Source organism: Bradyrhizobium sp. R2.2-H (genome assembly GCF_004346455.1).
In the GTDB taxonomy this organism is placed as follows: domain Bacteria; phylum Pseudomonadota; class Alphaproteobacteria; order Rhizobiales; family Xanthobacteraceae; genus Bradyrhizobium; species Bradyrhizobium diversitatis.
Window position 1 is genome coordinate 326,914 of sequence record NZ_SMBR01000006.1, and the last position, 16,218, is coordinate 343,131.

General features: G+C 63.9%; 13 protein-coding genes. 10 read left to right on the forward strand and 3 right to left on the reverse strand.

The window, feature by feature from the left end:
- Window positions 1–84 precede the first annotated feature (84 nt).
- The 5 genes from EDE08_RS18260 (at window position 85) to EDE08_RS18280 (ending at window position 5,919) form a co-directional block, all read left to right on the forward strand.
- Window positions 85–1,032: a branched-chain amino acid ABC transporter permease gene (locus EDE08_RS18260; protein ID WP_131869983.1), complete on the forward strand. Its 948-nt coding sequence runs from the start codon at window positions 85–87 to the stop codon at window positions 1,030–1,032.
- Window positions 1,029–2,327, forward strand: a complete 1,299-nt coding sequence (locus EDE08_RS18265; protein WP_131869982.1) for a branched-chain amino acid ABC transporter permease — start codon at window positions 1,029–1,031, stop codon at window positions 2,325–2,327. The genes EDE08_RS18260 and EDE08_RS18265 overlap by 4 nt, the downstream gene beginning before the upstream one ends.
- Entirely contained in the window at window positions 2,324–3,073 is a 750-nt protein-coding gene (locus tag EDE08_RS18270; RefSeq protein ID WP_131869981.1) for an ABC transporter ATP-binding protein, read from the forward strand. The genes EDE08_RS18265 and EDE08_RS18270 overlap by 4 nt, the downstream gene beginning before the upstream one ends.
- Window positions 3,073–3,768 carry an ABC transporter ATP-binding protein gene (locus EDE08_RS18275; RefSeq protein WP_131869980.1) on the forward strand — a complete coding sequence of 232 codons (696 nt, stop codon included), beginning with the start codon at window positions 3,073–3,075 and terminating at the stop codon, window positions 3,766–3,768. The genes EDE08_RS18270 and EDE08_RS18275 overlap by 1 nt, the downstream gene beginning before the upstream one ends.
- A gap of 96 nt (window positions 3,769–3,864) precedes the next feature.
- Window positions 3,865–5,919, forward strand: a complete 2,055-nt coding sequence (locus EDE08_RS18280) for an acetoacetate--CoA ligase (protein WP_131870244.1) — start codon at window positions 3,865–3,867, stop codon at window positions 5,917–5,919.
- Window positions 5,920–6,070: 151 nt separating this feature from the next.
- Here the strand turns inward: EDE08_RS18280 and EDE08_RS18285 are convergent, their stop codons facing one another.
- On the reverse strand, window positions 6,071–6,457 hold the full coding sequence (locus tag EDE08_RS18285) for a hypothetical protein (RefSeq protein WP_131869979.1): 387 nt from the start codon (window positions 6,455–6,457) through the stop codon (window positions 6,071–6,073).
- A gap of 268 nt (window positions 6,458–6,725) precedes the next feature.
- A complete protein-coding gene (locus tag EDE08_RS18290) occupies window positions 6,726–6,971 on the reverse strand; it encodes a hypothetical protein (protein WP_131869978.1) in 246 nt (81 codons plus the stop codon).
- A 485-nt stretch (window positions 6,972–7,456) separates the two neighbouring features.
- Here EDE08_RS18290 and EDE08_RS18295 point away from each other — a divergent pair, with 485 nt between their 5' ends.
- The 5 genes from EDE08_RS18295 to EDE08_RS18315 all read left to right on the forward strand — a co-directional run bounded on the left by EDE08_RS18295 (window position 7,457) and on the right by EDE08_RS18315 (window position 15,286).
- Window positions 7,457–8,134: a response regulator transcription factor gene (locus EDE08_RS18295; protein ID WP_131869977.1), complete on the forward strand. Its 678-nt coding sequence runs from the start codon at window positions 7,457–7,459 to the stop codon at window positions 8,132–8,134.
- Between the two features lie 16 nt (window positions 8,135–8,150).
- Complete coding sequence (locus EDE08_RS18300) at window positions 8,151–9,575, forward strand: sensor histidine kinase (RefSeq protein ID WP_131869976.1); 1,425 nt, start codon at window positions 8,151–8,153, stop codon at window positions 9,573–9,575.
- Window positions 9,576–9,743: 168 nt separating this feature from the next.
- Window positions 9,744–10,760, forward strand: coding sequence for an RNA polymerase sigma factor RpoH (gene rpoH, locus EDE08_RS18305; RefSeq protein WP_245524816.1), 1,017 nt, complete (start codon window positions 9,744–9,746; stop codon window positions 10,758–10,760).
- Between the two features lie 60 nt (window positions 10,761–10,820).
- A complete protein-coding gene (locus EDE08_RS18310; protein ID WP_131869975.1) occupies window positions 10,821–14,003 on the forward strand; it encodes an efflux RND transporter permease subunit in 3,183 nt (1,060 codons plus the stop codon).
- Window positions 14,000–15,286 (forward strand): efflux RND transporter periplasmic adaptor subunit, encoded by a 1,287-nt coding sequence (locus EDE08_RS18315; protein WP_131869974.1) that lies wholly within the window; start codon window positions 14,000–14,002, stop codon window positions 15,284–15,286. The genes EDE08_RS18310 and EDE08_RS18315 overlap by 4 nt, the downstream gene beginning before the upstream one ends.
- Here the strand turns inward: EDE08_RS18315 and EDE08_RS18320 are convergent.
- A complete protein-coding gene (locus tag EDE08_RS18320) occupies window positions 15,243–16,073 on the reverse strand; it encodes a hypothetical protein (RefSeq protein WP_245524817.1) in 831 nt (276 codons plus the stop codon). The genes EDE08_RS18315 and EDE08_RS18320 overlap by 44 nt on opposite strands.
- Window positions 16,074–16,218 lie beyond the last annotated feature (145 nt).

Below are 16,218 nucleotides of genomic sequence, written 5' to 3' on the forward strand. Positions count from 1 at the left end.
GCACTCTCGTCGCGGGCAGGTGGCGGCCGAAATGCTTCCTGGATGAAGACCGGGGCCCTGCTTCGGATAGTTCACGAGTACGCTGTGCTAGAACTCATTGTCATTTCGACCCTGAACGGTGTGCTGTTCGGCATGCTGCTGTTTCTGCTGTCGAGCGGGCTGACGGTCATCTTCAGCATGATGGGCGTGCTCAACTTCGCCCATGCCAGCTTCTACATGCTCGGCGCCTTCTTCGGCTTTCAATTGACGAAATGGATCGGGTTCTGGCCGGCTTTCGTGCTCGCCCCGCTCCTGGTCGGCGCGATCGGCATGGCGGTCGAGCGCTACGGACTGCGCAACACCCACAAGCATGGCCATGTCGCGGAATTGCTGCTGACCTTTGGCCTCGCATTCGCGATCGAGGAGATCGTCGCAATGATCTGGGGCAGGAGCCCGGTCGACTATCGCGTGCCGGCGCTGCTCGACTTCCCAGCCTTCACGATCTTCTCCACCAATTATCCCGCCTACAAGATCTTCATGCTCGCAGTATCGGTAGTCATCTTCGTCGCGCTCTTGCTGGTGCTGCGGCGTACCAGGGTCGGCCTGATCGTGCAGGCGGCGCTGACGCATCCTCACATGGTCGGACACCTCGGCCACAATGTGGGGCGCGTGTTCATGGTGGTGTTTGGTGTGGGCAGCGCGCTGGCAGGCCTTGCCGGTGTCATTGCGGGACCGGCGCTGGTGACGCAGTCCGACATGGCGGCCGCGCTCGGGCCAATCTTGTTCGTGGTGATCGTGTTCGGCGGCCTCGGCTCCTTGCCCGGCGCCTTCGTCGCCTCGCTCGTCATCGGCCTGGTGCAGACTTTTGCAGTGGCGTTGAATGGCTCGCTGGCCAGCGTCTTCGGTCCGCTCGATTCAGCGGGAGGGCCTTCCGCTCTTTCCGACATCTGGAACGTCACAATCGCACAGGTCGCGCCGATCATTCCTTATCTTCTGCTGGTCATCATCCTGATCGTTCGCCCCATGGGCCTGATGGGGACGCGCGAATCATGACTACGGCAACGACATCGGTATCGGGACCCGCAGCGAACGCGGCCGGCGAGAACCTGCGCTTCTACAGCGTCTGGCTGGCCGGCGTGGTCGTCCTCATCGTGCTGCCGCTGGTGTTCTCGTCCGGCGGCTCGCTCACGTCCTTCAGCCTGATCGGGATCGCGATCGTGTTCGCGCTCTCCTACAACATCCTGCTTGGACAGACCGGATTGTTGTCGTTCGGCCATGCCGTGCACTACGGTCTCGGCGGCTTCACGGCCTGCCATGTGATGAACGCGATCGTCTCCCACGGCTGGCCGATCCCGCTTCCGTTCATCCCATTGTTCGGCGGCCTCGGCGGCCTCGGGTTCGCTATCCTCGTCGGCTGGCTCATGACCAAGCGCGCCGGCACCGTGTTCGCCATGATCTCGCTGGGCATCGGCGAGCTGGTGGCGTCTTCGTCTCTGATCCTCCGGTCGGTCTTCGGCGGCGAAGCCGGCATCACGACGGACCGCACGGCGCTGCCGCGCATGTTCGGCTGGACCTTCGGGCCGCAGATCCAGGTCTATTATCTGATCGCGTTCTGGCTGGTGGTCTCGGCGATCGCGATGTACGCGCTGACCCGAACCCCGCTGGGGCGGATCAGCAATGCCGTCCGTGACAATCCCGAGCGAGTCCAGTTCATCGGCTACGATCCTCACGTGGTCCGTTATCTCGCCTATTGCTTTGCAGGATTCTTCGCCGGCATCGCCGGGGGTCTTGCCGCGATCAGCTTCGAGATCGCGAACTCGGCCTATCTCGGCGCGATCCAATCCGGCCTGGTGCTGTTCGCAACCTTCATCGGCGGTACCGCCTATTTCTTCGGACCCATTCTCGGCGCGATCCTGGTGACCTATCTGCAGCTCGGGCTGACCAGCGTCACCAGCGTCTGGCAGCTCTATTTCGGCATCATCTTCATCGGCATCGTGATGTTCTCGCCCGGCGGCATCGCCGGGCTCGTGATGATGCACCGGCCGCTCCTTCGCGCCGGATCGTTATGGACGGTGATTCCGTCCTATCTCGTCGCGATCGTGCCGACCGTGGCGCTCGCTTGCGGCATCATTCTGGTGATCGAGACGATCGCGCGTCATTCCGGCGGGGAGGCCAGTGCGATCAACCTGTTCGGGATTGCCTTCAATCCCAAGTCGCCAGCCACCTGGATTGCTGCAGCGGTTCTGGTGGCCGGTGGCTTCGTCATCGCGCGATTGACGTGGCGGCGGGTTGGCGAAGCATGGGATCGGGCGGCCACGGTCGCGCGCGATCGGGGGTATCTGGCATGACTGCAGCCATCGAAGTCCGCGCCGTCGAGAAGCGCTTCGGCAACGTTGGCATCATTCGCGACCTGAACCTCAGCATCGCGCAGGGCGAACGGCACGCCATCATCGGTCCGAACGGCGCGGGGAAGTCGACGACGTTCAATCTGATCAGTGGGCATATCAAGCCGACTTCGGGCGAGGTCCGGCTCAATGGCGACGTGATCTCCGGCCTGCAGCCGTTCGAGATCAACCGGCGGGGGCTGTCGCGCTCGTTCCAGGTCACCAACGTGTTTGCCCGCATGACGGTCTGGGAAAACGTCCGCTGCGCGGTGCTGTGGGCCACCGGGCATCGCTACGCATTCTGGAAGAACGTGGACAGCCTGCCCGAGGTGCGCGAACGGACCGCCCGGATTCTCGAAGACATTCACCTCACGCACCGCCGCGACGTCCCGGCCGGCCTGTTGACATATGCCGAGCAGCGCGAGCTGGAGATCGGCATCACGATCGCAGGGGGCGCTACCGTCGTCATGCTCGATGAGCCGACCGCTGGAATGAGCCACGCCGAGACTGAGCGCGCGGTGTCGCTGATCCGGCGCCTGACCGAAGGGCGAACGCTGGTCATCGTCGAACACGACATGAGCGTCGTGTTTGGACTTGCCGACCGCATCTCGGTGCTGGTTTACGGTCATATCATCGCCTCGGGCACTCCCGAGGAGATCCGGCGCGATCCGAAGGTCAGGGAAGCCTATCTTGGCGAGGAGGCAGACTGATGCTCGAAGTCAGGAACCTCCATGCCTATTACGGCAAGAGCCACATTCTCCAGGGCGTTGACCTCGATGTCGCCGCCGGCGAAGTGGTGAGCCTGCTCGGCCGCAACGGTGTCGGGCGTTCGACCACGGTCAAGGCGATCATGGGCGAGGTCGTTCCGCAGGGCACGATCCGCTTCAAGGGCAAGGACATTGCGGGCCTGCCGAGCTACAAGATCGCGCGCCTCGGGCTCGGCTACGTTCCCGAGCATCGCGATATCTTTCCGAGCTTGACGGTGCGACAGAATCTTCTGCTCGGCATCAAGGACACGCGCCGACCGGGCAAATGGCGGCTGCAGGACATGCTCGACATGTTTCCCAACCTCGCCGCGCGCGCCGACGCGCCTGCTGGGGTCCTCTCGGGTGGCGAGAAGCAGATGTTGACGACATGCCGCACGTTGATGGGCGATCCTGATCTCATCATGATCGACGAGCCGACGGAGGGTCTCGCGCCGCTGATCGTGCAACAGGTGGGAGACCTCATCGTCCGGATCGCGCAAGCCGGGGTCGCGATCCTGCTCGTCGAGCAAAAGCTATCGATCGCGATGCGCATCTCGAAGCGCGTCTACATCATGGGACACGGTCGCGTGGTTTTTGAAGGCACGCCAGACCAACTCCGGGCGAACGCGACGGTTCGCCAGGAGTGGCTCGAGGTTTGAACTTATCGTGAGGCGGACCGTTCAACGGGTGCAACCGCGCTCACGTCCCGAGTTCGGCTGCAGCTCTCGCAATCCATGAACCTTCGGAATTTGATGATGGCAGCTCCCTACGTTCCTCAAATGGCCCTGTATCGTCAATGGCTCGGGGAAACGCGCGGCCTTGTCTTCTCGAGCTACGAAGAGATGCGGCAATGGTCGGTGCGCGATCTCGACGGGTTCTGGCGCAGCATTTGGGACTATTACGATCTGCAGTCGCCGACGCCGTTTGCCGCCGTGATTGCCGAGCGCAAAATGCCGAATGCGGTATGGTTTCCCGGCGCGCAGGTGAATTACGCCAGGCAGGTGTTCCGGCATGTCGCGGCGGCAGACGCAGCCGGGCTGCCCGCCATCGTCAGCGGCGGTGAGGACGGCAGTCTCACGGAGACGAGCTGGCCGGAGCTGCGGCGCAAGGCAGCGGTGCTCGCGCTCGATCTGAAGGACAAGGGCGTGTGCCCCGGCGACCGCGTCGCAGCCTATCTGCCGAACATCCCCGAGACCATCGTTGCGTTCCTGGCGACAGCCAGCATCGGCGCAATCTGGAGCGTCTGTGCGCCCGACATGGCGGCGCCTGCGGTGATCGACCGCTTCAAGCAGATCGAACCGAAGGTGCTGATCGCCTGCGACGCCGTCACTTATGCCGGCCGGCGGCATGACCGTCGCGACGTCGTCGGCGAGCTCAGGCGGTCCCTGCCGACCGTCGAGCACGTCATCCTGCACAGCGAAGCCGGCGCAGCTGCGGCACCGGACGCGCTGCTCTCCGACATTCTCGCCAGAACGGGCGCGGCCATCGATGCCTTCGAGCCGATCTGGCTGCCGTTCGATCATCCGCTCTGGATCGTCTATTCCAGTGGCACGACCGGCCTGCCGAAGCCGATCGTGCACGGCCATGGCGGCATCATCATCGTGGTGCTCGCGCTTCTGGGGCTGCACAACGACATCGGCTGTTCCCATCACCAGAATTCCTTCGGCGAGCGTTATCACTGGTACAGCTCGACCGGCTGGATCATGTGGAACAGCCAGGTCGGCGGCCTGCTCAGCGGGACCACCTGCTGCATCTTCGACGGCAGCCCGGCCGGCGCGAAGGACAAGCCGGACTGGACCACGCTGTGGCGCTTCGTCGCGCAATCGAAGTCGACCTTCTTCGGGGCGGGCGCGGCGTTCTTCGCGAACTGCGCCAAGGCCGAGATCGACCTTGCTGCCGCCGGCGATCTTTCGCAGCTGCGTTGCCTCGGCTCGACCGGCTCGCCCCTTAGCGCCGACACGCAGGCCTGGTTCAACGCGCGCTTCGCTGCGTTGTCGAGGACGAACGGCAGCAAAGCTCAGGCCGACATCTGGTGGGCGAACATTTCCGGCGGGACCGACTTCGCCGGCGCCTTCATCGGCGGCAACCGCGAGCTGCCGCAGACGCCGGGCGCCATGCAGTGCCGGCTGCTGGGCGCGGCCGTGGAGGCTTTCAACGAACAGGGGCACGCCGTCATCGACGAGGTCGGCGAGCTCGTCTGTACCGAGCCGATGCCGTCGATGCCGCTCTATTTCTGGAACGACGAGGGTGGGGCGCGCTATCGCGCGAGCTATTTCGAAACCTATCCGGACGATTTCGACGGCAGCGGGCGCGGTCCGGCGTGGCGGCACGGCGACTGGCTCAAGGTCAATCCGGATGGCTCCTGTATCATCTATGGCCGCAGTGATGCCACCATCAACCGGCACGGCCTGCGCATGGGTACGAGCGAGCTCTATTCCGCAATCGAGTCGCTGCCCGAGGTGCTCGACTCCCTCGTCGTGGATCTCGAATATCTCGGCCGCGACAGTTACATGCCGCTGTTCGTTGTGTTGCGCGACGGCATTGCGCTCGATGCGGCGATGCAGGCGAAGATCAACAAGGCGATCGAGACCGGCCTGTCACGGCGCTTTCTGCCGAACGAGATTTTCGCCGTCGCCGAGATTCCGCGGACGCTATCCGGCAAGAAGCAGGAGCTGCCGATCAAGAAGCTGCTGCTCGGCCAGTCCGTGGAGAAGGTCATCAACAGGGAGGCGATGGCCAATCCCGGCTGTCTGGATTGGTATCTCGACTTCGCCGCGATGCACCTGAAGAGGGGCGCAGGAGCGGCTTGACCGCGATGGGTACGGCATCTGCGACCACTGCGCAGGCACGCCGAGGAGTGGTTCCACCCGTAGGCTGCTGTGTGGACTTCGCGCGCGCAGTTCGAGCGATCCGGGCCGCGAGCTTGCGTGGTCCGGACCGATCGGCGCGGTGCACGCGGACCTAGCTGCAGCTCAGCGGCAAGGGTTGGGCCGGATGCAGCTCGTACCAGTCATAGCAATCCGGATAGCCGTAGAATCCATATCCGGACCGGAAGCGGTCAAAACGGTGAAACGCGTGCTGCCGGAAGCCGCGGGTTGCGACATGATTGCCGAAGCCGAGGTGCTCGCCGCCGAATCGGGCTCCACCGCCGAATCCGCCGGCGTGTCCCATGCCGCCGAAATGCGCGCCGCCACCGAAGCCCATGTGGCCGCCGCCAAAGCCCATATGTCCGCCTCCGAAGCCACCGCCGCCGTGGCCACCGCCACCGCCGCCATGTGCCTCAGCCGTTCCGACCGCCAGTGCTGAGGCAAGCGCCGCTGTCGCCATGATCATCAATGCTCGTTTCATGAGGGACTCCTTTCGTGTCCGGATGCCCGGCGGCCAATGCCGTCGCCTCAGCGTCGTGCCGCCAGCAAATCCTGTCTGGAAGGGAAGATAGGAAGGTCGTGCGGCAATCCCACTGAATTCGATTTCAGGAGCGGGGCGCTGCGCATCGGCGAGGTGATCCGCCGACGCGACTACCGAGCGTGGACGGGGTCAACGTCAGGCTCGACCCCATCGCGAAAGGCGGCGGCCGAGCGGGACACCCGCCCGGCCGGCCGCGACGTGGTCGGGATCAGAAGCTGCCGGTGCCCGGCTCACAGGGAACGTTGTTGCCGGTCCACGGCGCCGTCGCAAACGCGCCGACACGCGGCGCTGGAACGCAGCCGCGGCCGGTCTGATAGACCGACCCGTACGATGCAACCGGATCGGCTTGCATTGCGGATGGGCGGACGTCCGTATGGCGCTCCCGCGCCATGGCGGGTCCACCGAGCATGGCGACTGCGATCAGTCCGGTCGACAAGAGTTTGAGAGTGGTCATTTGGCTTCTCCTTTGATGAAAGCTGGCAGTCCAAGCCGGCCTGCGAAGGAGGTGCGGACGAGCGCGCGTCGACAAAACGCACGAATTGCTCACCCGCGTTCAATGGACCGTGATCCCGTCCTTGCCGGCAAGCACGATCGTGCAAACTCGCAACGTTTTCGATCCTGGCGCGTAACGGCAGCCTCGCTGAGACCATATCTGCTGGAACGTCCCGCTGCATGGAGATGAGAGATGATCACTGCGACAGCACATTCGATTGCCTTCGCGCCGACGCCAGCAGTGGCCGTGCTCCCGGACGCTCTGAAATGCAATTTAATGGTGCTTCATTCCGCGCAGGATTACTTCTGTTGCGAGACAGCGGTGCGTCGCATGCCGGTCCTGCCTCGCGTGTTCGGCCCGGGCGGGCATTGAACATGTCGTCGCAGATCACCGAGCCCATGCTTCGCCGCCGGTCTCGAGGCCTCGCGGGACGTGGACCCAGCACAATGACGCGGATTCTCCTAATCGAGGATGATGCCGAGACCGCCGACGCGATCGTGGCCGAACTCACCGAGCGGGGGTTCGAGGTGAGATGGGCGCCCGACGGAATCGACGGTCTCGATCGGGCGCGCGAATCGTCTCCCGATGCCCTGATCGTCGATCGCATGCTGCCCGGAATGGACGGGCTGACCGTCATCGAGGCCTTGCGCAAGGACCAGGTCAGGACGCCCGTCCTGGTGCTGAGTGCGCTCGGCGCGGTCGACGACAGGGTGCGCGGGTTGCGCGTCGGCGGAGACGACTATCTCACCAAGCCGTTCGCGCTGATCGAGCTCGTCGCCCGAGTGGAGGCGTTGCTGCGGCGTCCGATCGACAGCCGCGAGACCACGTTGCACGCCGGGCCGCTGGAGCTCGACCTGATCGAGCGGACCGTGCGGCGAGGCGAGCGCGAGATCGATCTGCTGCCGCGCGAATTCCGTCTGCTCGAGTACATGATGCGCCGGAGCGATCAGCTGCTGACCCGCGCGATGCTGCTCGAGGAGGTCTGGAACTATAAATTCGTTCCTGCAACCACCAATCTCATCGACGTGCACATGGGCCGCCTTCGTCACAAGGTCGAGGGCCCCGGCGAGACGCAGCTCATTCACAATGTTCGCGGCTCCGGCTTCGTGCTGCGCACTCGTTAACAGGTTCGGCGGATCGATGCGCCAGATTCAGTTCATTCGTTCGAACACGTTCCTGTGGGCCGCGGCGATAGCAGCCACGCTGGCGTTGTTCGTCGCCGCCCTGTTCGCCTTCATCTACTGGAAGATCGACGACTACCTGATCATGCGATCCGACCGCATGATTGCAACGCAGCTCAACTTCATGGCCGAATTGCCGCCCGGCCGTCTCATCGACGCGATCTCCGATCATCTCAAGCAGGATTCGCGAGGCGTGCAATATGCCGGTCTGTTCGATGCCGCAGGGACCCGGCTTGCCGGCAACATCGCGCGATTGCCATCAAAGCTCGATGTCGGCGGACCGGTCCGGAGCGTGCGGCTCGCACGGGACGGGCCGTCGGCGGTCCACGATGCCGTCGTCAAGGCCGCGGGCAGGCGGCTCGGCGACGGCCACATCCTCGTGATCGGGCGGAATGTCGATGAGACGCGCGAGATATCCATCGTCGTCGGACAGGCGCTGCTGCTCGGCCTGCTGCCGGCATTCTGCCTCTGCCTGCTGGCCGGGGCCTGGTTGAGCGTCCGCGCCCAGAGGCGCGTGGAGCAGGTGAACCGGCACGTTCAACGCATCGTTGCCGGTGATCTCCACGAGCGGCTCCCACAGGCCGATGCGGACGATCCGTTCGCGCGGCTGGCCAGGATCGTCAATGGCATGCTCGACGAGATGGAGACCACGATCAACGCGCTGGCCGGTGTCGGCAACGATATCGCTCACGATCTCAGAACGCCGCTCACGCGAGCCCGCCTGGCGCTGGAGCGCGGGCGCACACACGCGGCCACGCTGGAGGACCTTCAGGACATCGTGGACAAGGCAATGGCCGGAATCGACCAATCGCTCGCAATCGTCACCGCGCTGCTGCGCCTCGCCGAAATCGAGAGCAGCAGCCGTACGGCCGGCTTCGGCGACGTCGCGCTCGACGAGATCCTGCGACAGGTGTGCGACGTCTACGAACCCATTGCCGAAGACAAGGATATCGACATCGACGTCGAGATCGACCGCAAAGTGCAGGTGCGGGGTGATCGGGACCTGCTGTTCGAGGCGGTTGCCAATCTCGTGGACAATGCCGTCAAGTTCACCCCCGCGGGCGGAAGAGTGACGCTCGAGCTGGTGTCGGACGACAGGGCCGTGCTCGTGCGCGTGAGCGATACCGGCCCCGGCATCGGCGAGTCGGAACGCGAGGCGGTGCTGCGTCGGTTCTATCGCTCCGACAAGATGCGTAACACGCCGGGAGTGGGGTTGGGACTGAGCCTCGTCGCTGCGATTCTGAAGCTGCACGGCTTCTGCCTGACCATTTGCCCGGCACCCGGCGGACGGGTGGAGATCCTCGCCACGACGGGCGCGATATCACGCGAACCCGCGGCATCGGCGCCGGATCGTTCGCTTCACGCGAGCCTCGCGCCGACGTGACCGCCGATGCCACGTGCGATCCGTGCGAAGCGGAAAGAGCGGCGAGATATCTGAAAGCGAATTCAGGCTTGTTAAGTGCAGTTTACTGGCGCCGTCAGTCGGAGGCTTCTTACGTTCGACTTGCCGGTTCGAATGTGGGAGCAAAAGATGCCAATGCGACATGCGGGTTTGAGCAGGATCGATACGGCTGAGCCGGGCAGGCGTACGGCGGCTGCTGTGTTCAATGCTTATTCCTCAGTCATCGGCCGGTACGACCTGCTCGAACGGGAGCAGGAGCAGCAGCTTGCGCGTCGCTGGCAGGAGACGAGGGACGGCGACGCCGCGAACGCGCTCGTCACGAGCCACCTCCGGCTCGCCGCCAAGGTCGCGCGGAGCTACAGGGGATACGGCCTTCCGTTCGCAGATCTCATGGCCGAGGCCAATCTCGGGCTGGTGATTGCCGCGTCGCGGTTCGAGCCCGACCGAAACTCGCGATTTTCAACCTATGCGACGTGGTGGATCAAGGCCGCCATCCACGAATACATCCTGCGCTCCTGGTCGCTGGTCAAGATCGGAACAACGGCCGCGCAAAAGAAGCTGTTCTTCCGGCTTCGTGGCGAGATGAGAAAGGTCGGCCAGAGCGGGATGGCACGGCTTACCCCTGATGTCGCCGAGGCGATTGCCACCAAGCTCGAAGTTTCGGCGCGCGATGTGATGGAGATGGATTGCCGCCTGCACGGCGACCTGTCGCTGAATGCGCGGGTTGGCGGCGACGAGCAGGGTACCGAGTGGGAGGCCTTGCTTGTGGACGAGGCGAGCGACGCCGAGACCGTCCTTGCCGATCAGGATCAGATGGAACATCGGACCGATGCCCTGCGCATTGCGCTGGATGGCCTCACAGGGCGCGAGCGGCGCGTGCTGGAGGCAAGGCGGCTGGCGGAGCATCCGCCGACGCTCGATCAGCTCGCCCGCGAGCTTTCGATCTCCAGTGAGCGCGTTCGGCAGATCGAGATTCGCGCCTTTGCAAAGGTCAAGCGCGCCGCCATCCGTGCCACCCTGGAGCCCGTGGCCACCGCCCGGGGACAGGGGCAGTGCGCGGCGTCGTCTCTGTCGCCACCCACCTGTCCCGTCACTATCTCGAGCGCGAGGCTTTCGCATCGACGTGAGCGGTCGAGAGGTCGCGATGCTGAACTCGATTTCATTTGAACGGTCAAGCATCGTCGCCATCTGAAAATTTCCCGCAACCTGCTCGAAGTAGTCGTCTCCATGGGCATTGTCCGCTTTGCGCTCCGGTTTCCGCACACGTTCTATGTGCTCGCGGCCCTGATCCTGTTCCTGGGAGGCATCTCGGTCTGGTCGATGCCGACGGATATCTTTCCCGAGATCCGCATCCCCGTCGTCACCGTCATCTGGAGCTATACCGGCCTCTCGACGCCGGAGATGGAGCAGCGCGTCTCCACGTACAGCCAGTATTCGATCAGCGCCAATGTCACCGGCATCAAGAACATCGAAGCGCAGACGCTCAATGGCCTGTCGGTTCAAAAGATCTACTTCCAGCCGGACGTCAATCTCGATCTCGCGATCTCGCAGATCGTATCGGCAACGAACGCCATCCGCGCCCTGATGCCGCCGGGCATTCAGCCGCCCGTGATCGTGCAGTTCAATGCGTCGAGCGTGCCGGTACTGCAGCTCAGCCTCGAGTCGAACAAATTGAACGAACAGCAATTGTACGACTTCGGCATCTATCGGATCCGGCAACAACTGGCGCCTGTTCCGGGGGTGACGCTGCCGACGCCTGCGGGTGGAAAATATCGCCAGATCATGGTCGACATCGACCCGAACAAACTCGCGTCGCGCGGATTGACGCCGCTCGACATCGTCAATGCGGTGAACACCCAGAACCTGACGCTGCCGACCGGAACGGCGAAGATCGGCGATACCCAGTACACCGTGCGAACCAACGCGACGCCGGCCTCGATCAAGGATCTCAACATGATCCCGGTCAAGTTCGCGAACGGCGCGACGATCCTGCTGAAGGATGTCGCCCAGGTTCGGGACGGATCGCAGGTCCAGCAGAATATCGTGCGCGAGGACGGTCACCGCTCGGTTCTGCTCAGCGTGATCAAGAATGGCAACGCCTCGACGCTTGCCGTCGTCAACGGGGTCAAGCAGGCCTTGAAGTCGATTCGGGCGTCGGCGCCGGCCGGGCTGAAGATCAGCGAATTGTTCGACCAATCGGTCTTCGTCACCCACTCCGTCGATGGTGTGCTGCGCGAAGGAGCGATCGCGGCCGGTCTCACGGCGCTGATGATCCTGGTATTTCTGGGATCGTGGCGGTCGACGCTCGTGGTCCTGATCTCCATCCCGCTCGCGATGCTGTCCTCGCTCATCGTGCTCCATTTTCTCGGCGAGACCCTCAACACGATGACGCTGGGTGGGCTGGCGCTCGCAGTGGGCATTCTGGTCGACGATTCGACGGTGACGATCGAGAACACGCATCGGCTCTGGACCGAGGAGGGGATGCCGCTGTCGGAAGCGACGCTGCACGGTGCGGCCGAGATCGCCGTACCGACGCTCGTCTCTACGCTCGCCATCAGCTGCGTCTTTACCTCGGTCATATTCCTCGAAGGACCGGCGCAATACCTCTTCACGCCACTCGGCCTTGCGGTGGTGTTTGCCATGCTGGCGTCGTACGCGCTGTCGCGGACTCTCACGCCGATCACGATCGGTCTGCTGCTGAAGGGGGAGCGGCGCCATGGCGAGGGCGCGAACTCGTCCGGCATGTTTTCGCGCGCATCCGCCGCGTTCGAGCGCGGCTTCGAGGGTCTGCGCGACGGCTATTCCGAACTCCTGACGACCCTGCTCCGGAGCCGCAGCATCGTGCCGATCGCTGCCGTGCTGGTGCTGGCGCTCGGGGCCGTCATGTTCGTCTATGTGGGCAGGGATTTCTATCCCCTGATCGACGGCGGTCAGATCCAGCTCCATGTTCGTGCGCCCGCCGGGACCCGGATCGAGCGCACCGAGGCCATTTTCCAGGCGGTCGAGGACAAGATCCGCGAAGTCATTCCGGACCGGGATCGTGGGCTGATCGTCGACAATATCGGCTTGCCGGCGCGTTCCTACAATCTGGCCTTCACCGACGGATCGACGATAGGAGTGAACGACGGAACGATCCTGATATCGCTCAAGGATGGCCACAGGCCGACTGCGGATTACGTCAGCAAGCTGCGCCAGGTTTTGCCGGCGGCATTCCCCGAGGACGTCTTCTATTTCCAGGCGGCGGATATCGTCACCCAAATCCTGAATTTCGGCCTGCCGGCGCAAATCGACGTCCGTACCGTCGGCTACGGCGCCAACAACCTGTCCGTGGCAAAAGAGCTGCAAAAGAGCCTGGCGGCCATTCCGGGAGTCGTCGACGCCCATCTTCAACAGGAGGTCGACGCTCCCGCGTTCTACGCCGACATCGACCGCACAAGGGCCGCACAGCTGGGGCTCAATGCCAGCACGGTGGCAACCAACATCAATGTCAGCCTCAGCTCGTCTGCCCAGGTCTCGCCGAATTTCTGGACCGACCCGACGTCGGGCATCCCTTATTATCTTGCCGTCCAGACGCCGGAGTACAGGGCAAACTCGCTCAACGCACTGGAGAACACGCCGGTGTCGGCCTCGTCGGCTGCAAGCGGACAGACGGTGCCAGGGCTGCTCAGCAATGTTGCGACCTTCAAGCGCGGGACTGTACCCACCAATTTGAACCAGGCGAACGTTCAGCCGGTGTATGACGTTTATGCGAGCGTGCAGGGGCGTGATCTCGGCAGCGTCTCGGCCGATATCGACAAGGTCACGTCGACGCTTCAGAAGCAGCTCCAGCCGGGAAATTCGATTGAGGTTCTGGGGCAGATCCAGAGCATGCGTCAATCGTTCCGCGATCTCGGAATCGGACTGCTGTTTGCCGCCATCCTGGTCTATCTGCTGATGGTCGTGAACTACCAGAACTTCGGCGACCCCTTTGTCGTCATCATGGCGCTGCCCGCGACTTTATGCGGTATCGTGACGATGCTGTTCATCACGGGGACGACCCTGAACGTGCCTTCGCTGATGGGCGCGATCATGGCCGTCGGCGTTGCATCGGCCAATTCCATCCTGCTCGTGACCTTCGCGCGTGACGCGCAACTGAATGGCCACACCGCGTTCGAGGCTGCGCTGAGTGCGGGCCGCACGCGAATCCGCCCCGTGCTGATGACGGCTGCCGCGATGATCGTGGGCATGATCCCGATGGCGATCGGAGGCCCGGGCGAGGAGCAGAACGCGGCGCTCGCCCGTGCCGTCATCGGGGGGCTGCTGTTCGCAACGCCGACGACATTGCTGATCGTGCCCTATCTCTTCGCCTGGCTGCGCAAGCGCAACGACGGCAAGCCTCACCACGGCGTGTTCGAGGAGATACCGGAATGAGCGATGTTCGCGTGCGGACCAACAGCCATGACGTGAATGATCGACCCGATGCGGAAAGCGGCCGCATCGTGGAACTGCCCGGCAAGGAGGCGCGACCACGCCGCCGCTACGGCGGCGTATGGCTCGGCGGCGCCATGTTCCTGCTCCTTGCCGGCGGTCTCGGCGTGGGCGGCTGGCGGCATTATCAGGCCGCACGCGATCTGGCTGTATCGGCAGAGCAGATCAGGACCGCCGTTCCGGAGGTTCGGGTGGCGACGGTCCGCGCCAGCCCCGAGATCACGAAGGTCACCCTGCCGGCGACGACGACGGCATTCGAGGCGGCGAACATTTTCGCACGGGCCAGCGGCTACATCGAGAAGCGCTACGTCGATATCGGCGATCATGTGAAGAAGGGCGATCTCCTGGCGGAGATCACCGCGCCGGAACTCGACCAGCAGATCGCGCAGGCGCAAGCGACGCTGGCGCAGAATCAGGCGGCGTTGCAGCAGGCACAGGCGAGCCGGGAGCTTGCCGACGTCACCAATACGCGGGACAGCAATCTGGTCAAGCAGGGCTGGTTGACGGCCCAGCAGGGCGACAACGACCGTCTTACCTTGCGGGCCCAGCAGGCAGCCGTGAGCGTCGCCCAATCGAACATCACGGCGCAAGAAGCGCAGATTCGCGTGCTTCAACAGGAGAAGGCCTATCAGCGCGTGGTGGCACCGTTCGACGGTGTGATCACGCAACGCAACGTGGACAATGGCAGCCTCGTTCAGGCGGGATCGACCTTCATGTTCACGCTGATGCATTCGAACGTGATCCGAACGCAAGTGTTCGTGCCGCAGGACGAGGCCTTCGGCGTCGCGCCTGGGGTCGAAGCCGAGATTCACGTTCCCGAGATCCCGGACCGGGTATTTCCAGGGAAGGTCACGCGCATCGCGACCGCGTTGCAGCCGGGAAGCCGGACCCTGCTGACCGAGATCGACGTGCCCAATCCCGACGGCGCGTTGAGTCCCGGCATCTACTGCACGGTCGAACTGTCGATCCCGCGCAAGACGCCGTCGATGTCGATTCCCGCCGATGCTTTGGTTTTCGACCAGAACGGCCTTCATGTCGCAGTCGTGCGCAATGGCACCGTTCATTTGCAGAAGGTCTCGATCGCGCGAGATTTCGGCACGTCGGTCGAAGTGCGCGAGGGCGTGAAGCCTGGCGAGCAAGTCGTGCTCAATCCGGCGGTCAATCTGGCGGAGGGTAGCCAGGTCACCATTCGCAAGAATGAGGCGAGCGCGGGGAGCCAGACATGATCCGGATTGTTTGCGCAGCGCTCGCCGCCCTGCTGCTCGACTGCTCCGCGGGCGAAGCCCAGGTCGCAACAACCGGCAGCACGGCGATGAGCCTGCCGACTGTACCGGGCGCGATCGTCACCTCACCGCTCAATAGCCCGGGTCCGTTCTCCGCAACGACCGTGCAAGGCGCGCCCGATACCACGCTGGCACCCGTTCCGCTCGCCTCGGATCCGACGACGCCGGGTACGGTCGTCGTCTGTGCTCCACCATCGACGTCTCCGATATCTCCGACGTCGGTGCCAACAATGCCAACCGCATCGAGCACGGGATCGCCGACGGTGGGGGATGTGGCTCCAATCGTACCGCTCATGGGACAAAACGGGAGCTCGATCGGGACAATTTCCGCGGCCGCGCCGTCAGGGACGGGGGTGACAGTGGCGTGCAGCTCAACGCCGGGTGGGACGGTGGCGAGCGCGGCGAGTTTGCCGCTCTCGATCCCGCAAGTACAGGCCGGGCCGCCCCCGGGTACGATCCCGGTCGTTATCAGCGGCGATGTCGGAACGGGCATTGATCCTAGTGCTGCCGTCGCGCCCAGCCCCAACACCTCGACCTGTGCGGAAAGCATGACGATGAATCTGGCATCTCCTGCAACAGTGCTGCCGGCCAACGCGTCAGGCGCGGCGTCAACGCCGGGAGTTTCGCCGATCTTGCCGCCGGGGTGCTGAAGGGGCAGCCGTGCAGCGGCAATCGCCTTATCGCCATGTCGCAGCCATCGCGACAGAGGGATGGTCACCCGAAACGTCATCGCTGCTCTGCCGGGCGGCGGCAATCATTCCTGATGTCGGCACCTCCATCGCCCGTGCAGCGGCGGTGACAGAGCGGACGACTCGAGAGTTGTCGATCGAATTGGAGGAATGACAGCATGAGGAGCTGCCATTCCTCTTTTCCGC

What these genes read in the sequence shown, in the direction of transcription:
- EDE08_RS18265 (WP_131869982.1), top strand. Translation starts at nt 1,029, where the DNA reads ATGACTACGGCAACGACATCGGTATCGGGACCCGCAGCGAACGCGGCC.
- EDE08_RS18270 (WP_131869981.1), top strand. Translation starts at nt 2,324, where the DNA reads ATGACTGCAGCCATCGAAGTCCGCGCCGTCGAGAAGCGCTTCGGCAAC.
- EDE08_RS18275 (WP_131869980.1), top strand. Translation starts at nt 3,073, where the DNA reads ATGCTCGAAGTCAGGAACCTCCATGCCTATTACGGCAAGAGCCACATT.
- EDE08_RS18280 (WP_131870244.1), top strand. Translation starts at nt 3,865, where the DNA reads ATGGCAGCTCCCTACGTTCCTCAAATGGCCCTGTATCGTCAATGGCTC.
- EDE08_RS18285 (WP_131869979.1), bottom strand. Translation starts at nt 6,457, where the DNA reads ATGAAACGAGCATTGATGATCATGGCGACAGCGGCGCTTGCCTCAGCA.
- EDE08_RS18290 (WP_131869978.1), bottom strand. Translation starts at nt 6,971, where the DNA reads ATGACCACTCTCAAACTCTTGTCGACCGGACTGATCGCAGTCGCCATG.
- EDE08_RS18295 (WP_131869977.1), top strand. Translation starts at nt 7,457, where the DNA reads ATGACGCGGATTCTCCTAATCGAGGATGATGCCGAGACCGCCGACGCG.
- EDE08_RS18300 (WP_131869976.1), top strand. Translation starts at nt 8,151, where the DNA reads ATGCGCCAGATTCAGTTCATTCGTTCGAACACGTTCCTGTGGGCCGCG.
- EDE08_RS18310 (WP_131869975.1), top strand. Translation starts at nt 10,821, where the DNA reads ATGGGCATTGTCCGCTTTGCGCTCCGGTTTCCGCACACGTTCTATGTG.
- EDE08_RS18315 (WP_131869974.1), top strand. Translation starts at nt 14,000, where the DNA reads ATGAGCGATGTTCGCGTGCGGACCAACAGCCATGACGTGAATGATCGA.
- EDE08_RS18320 (WP_245524817.1), bottom strand. Translation starts at nt 16,073, where the DNA reads ATGACGTTTCGGGTGACCATCCCTCTGTCGCGATGGCTGCGACATGGC.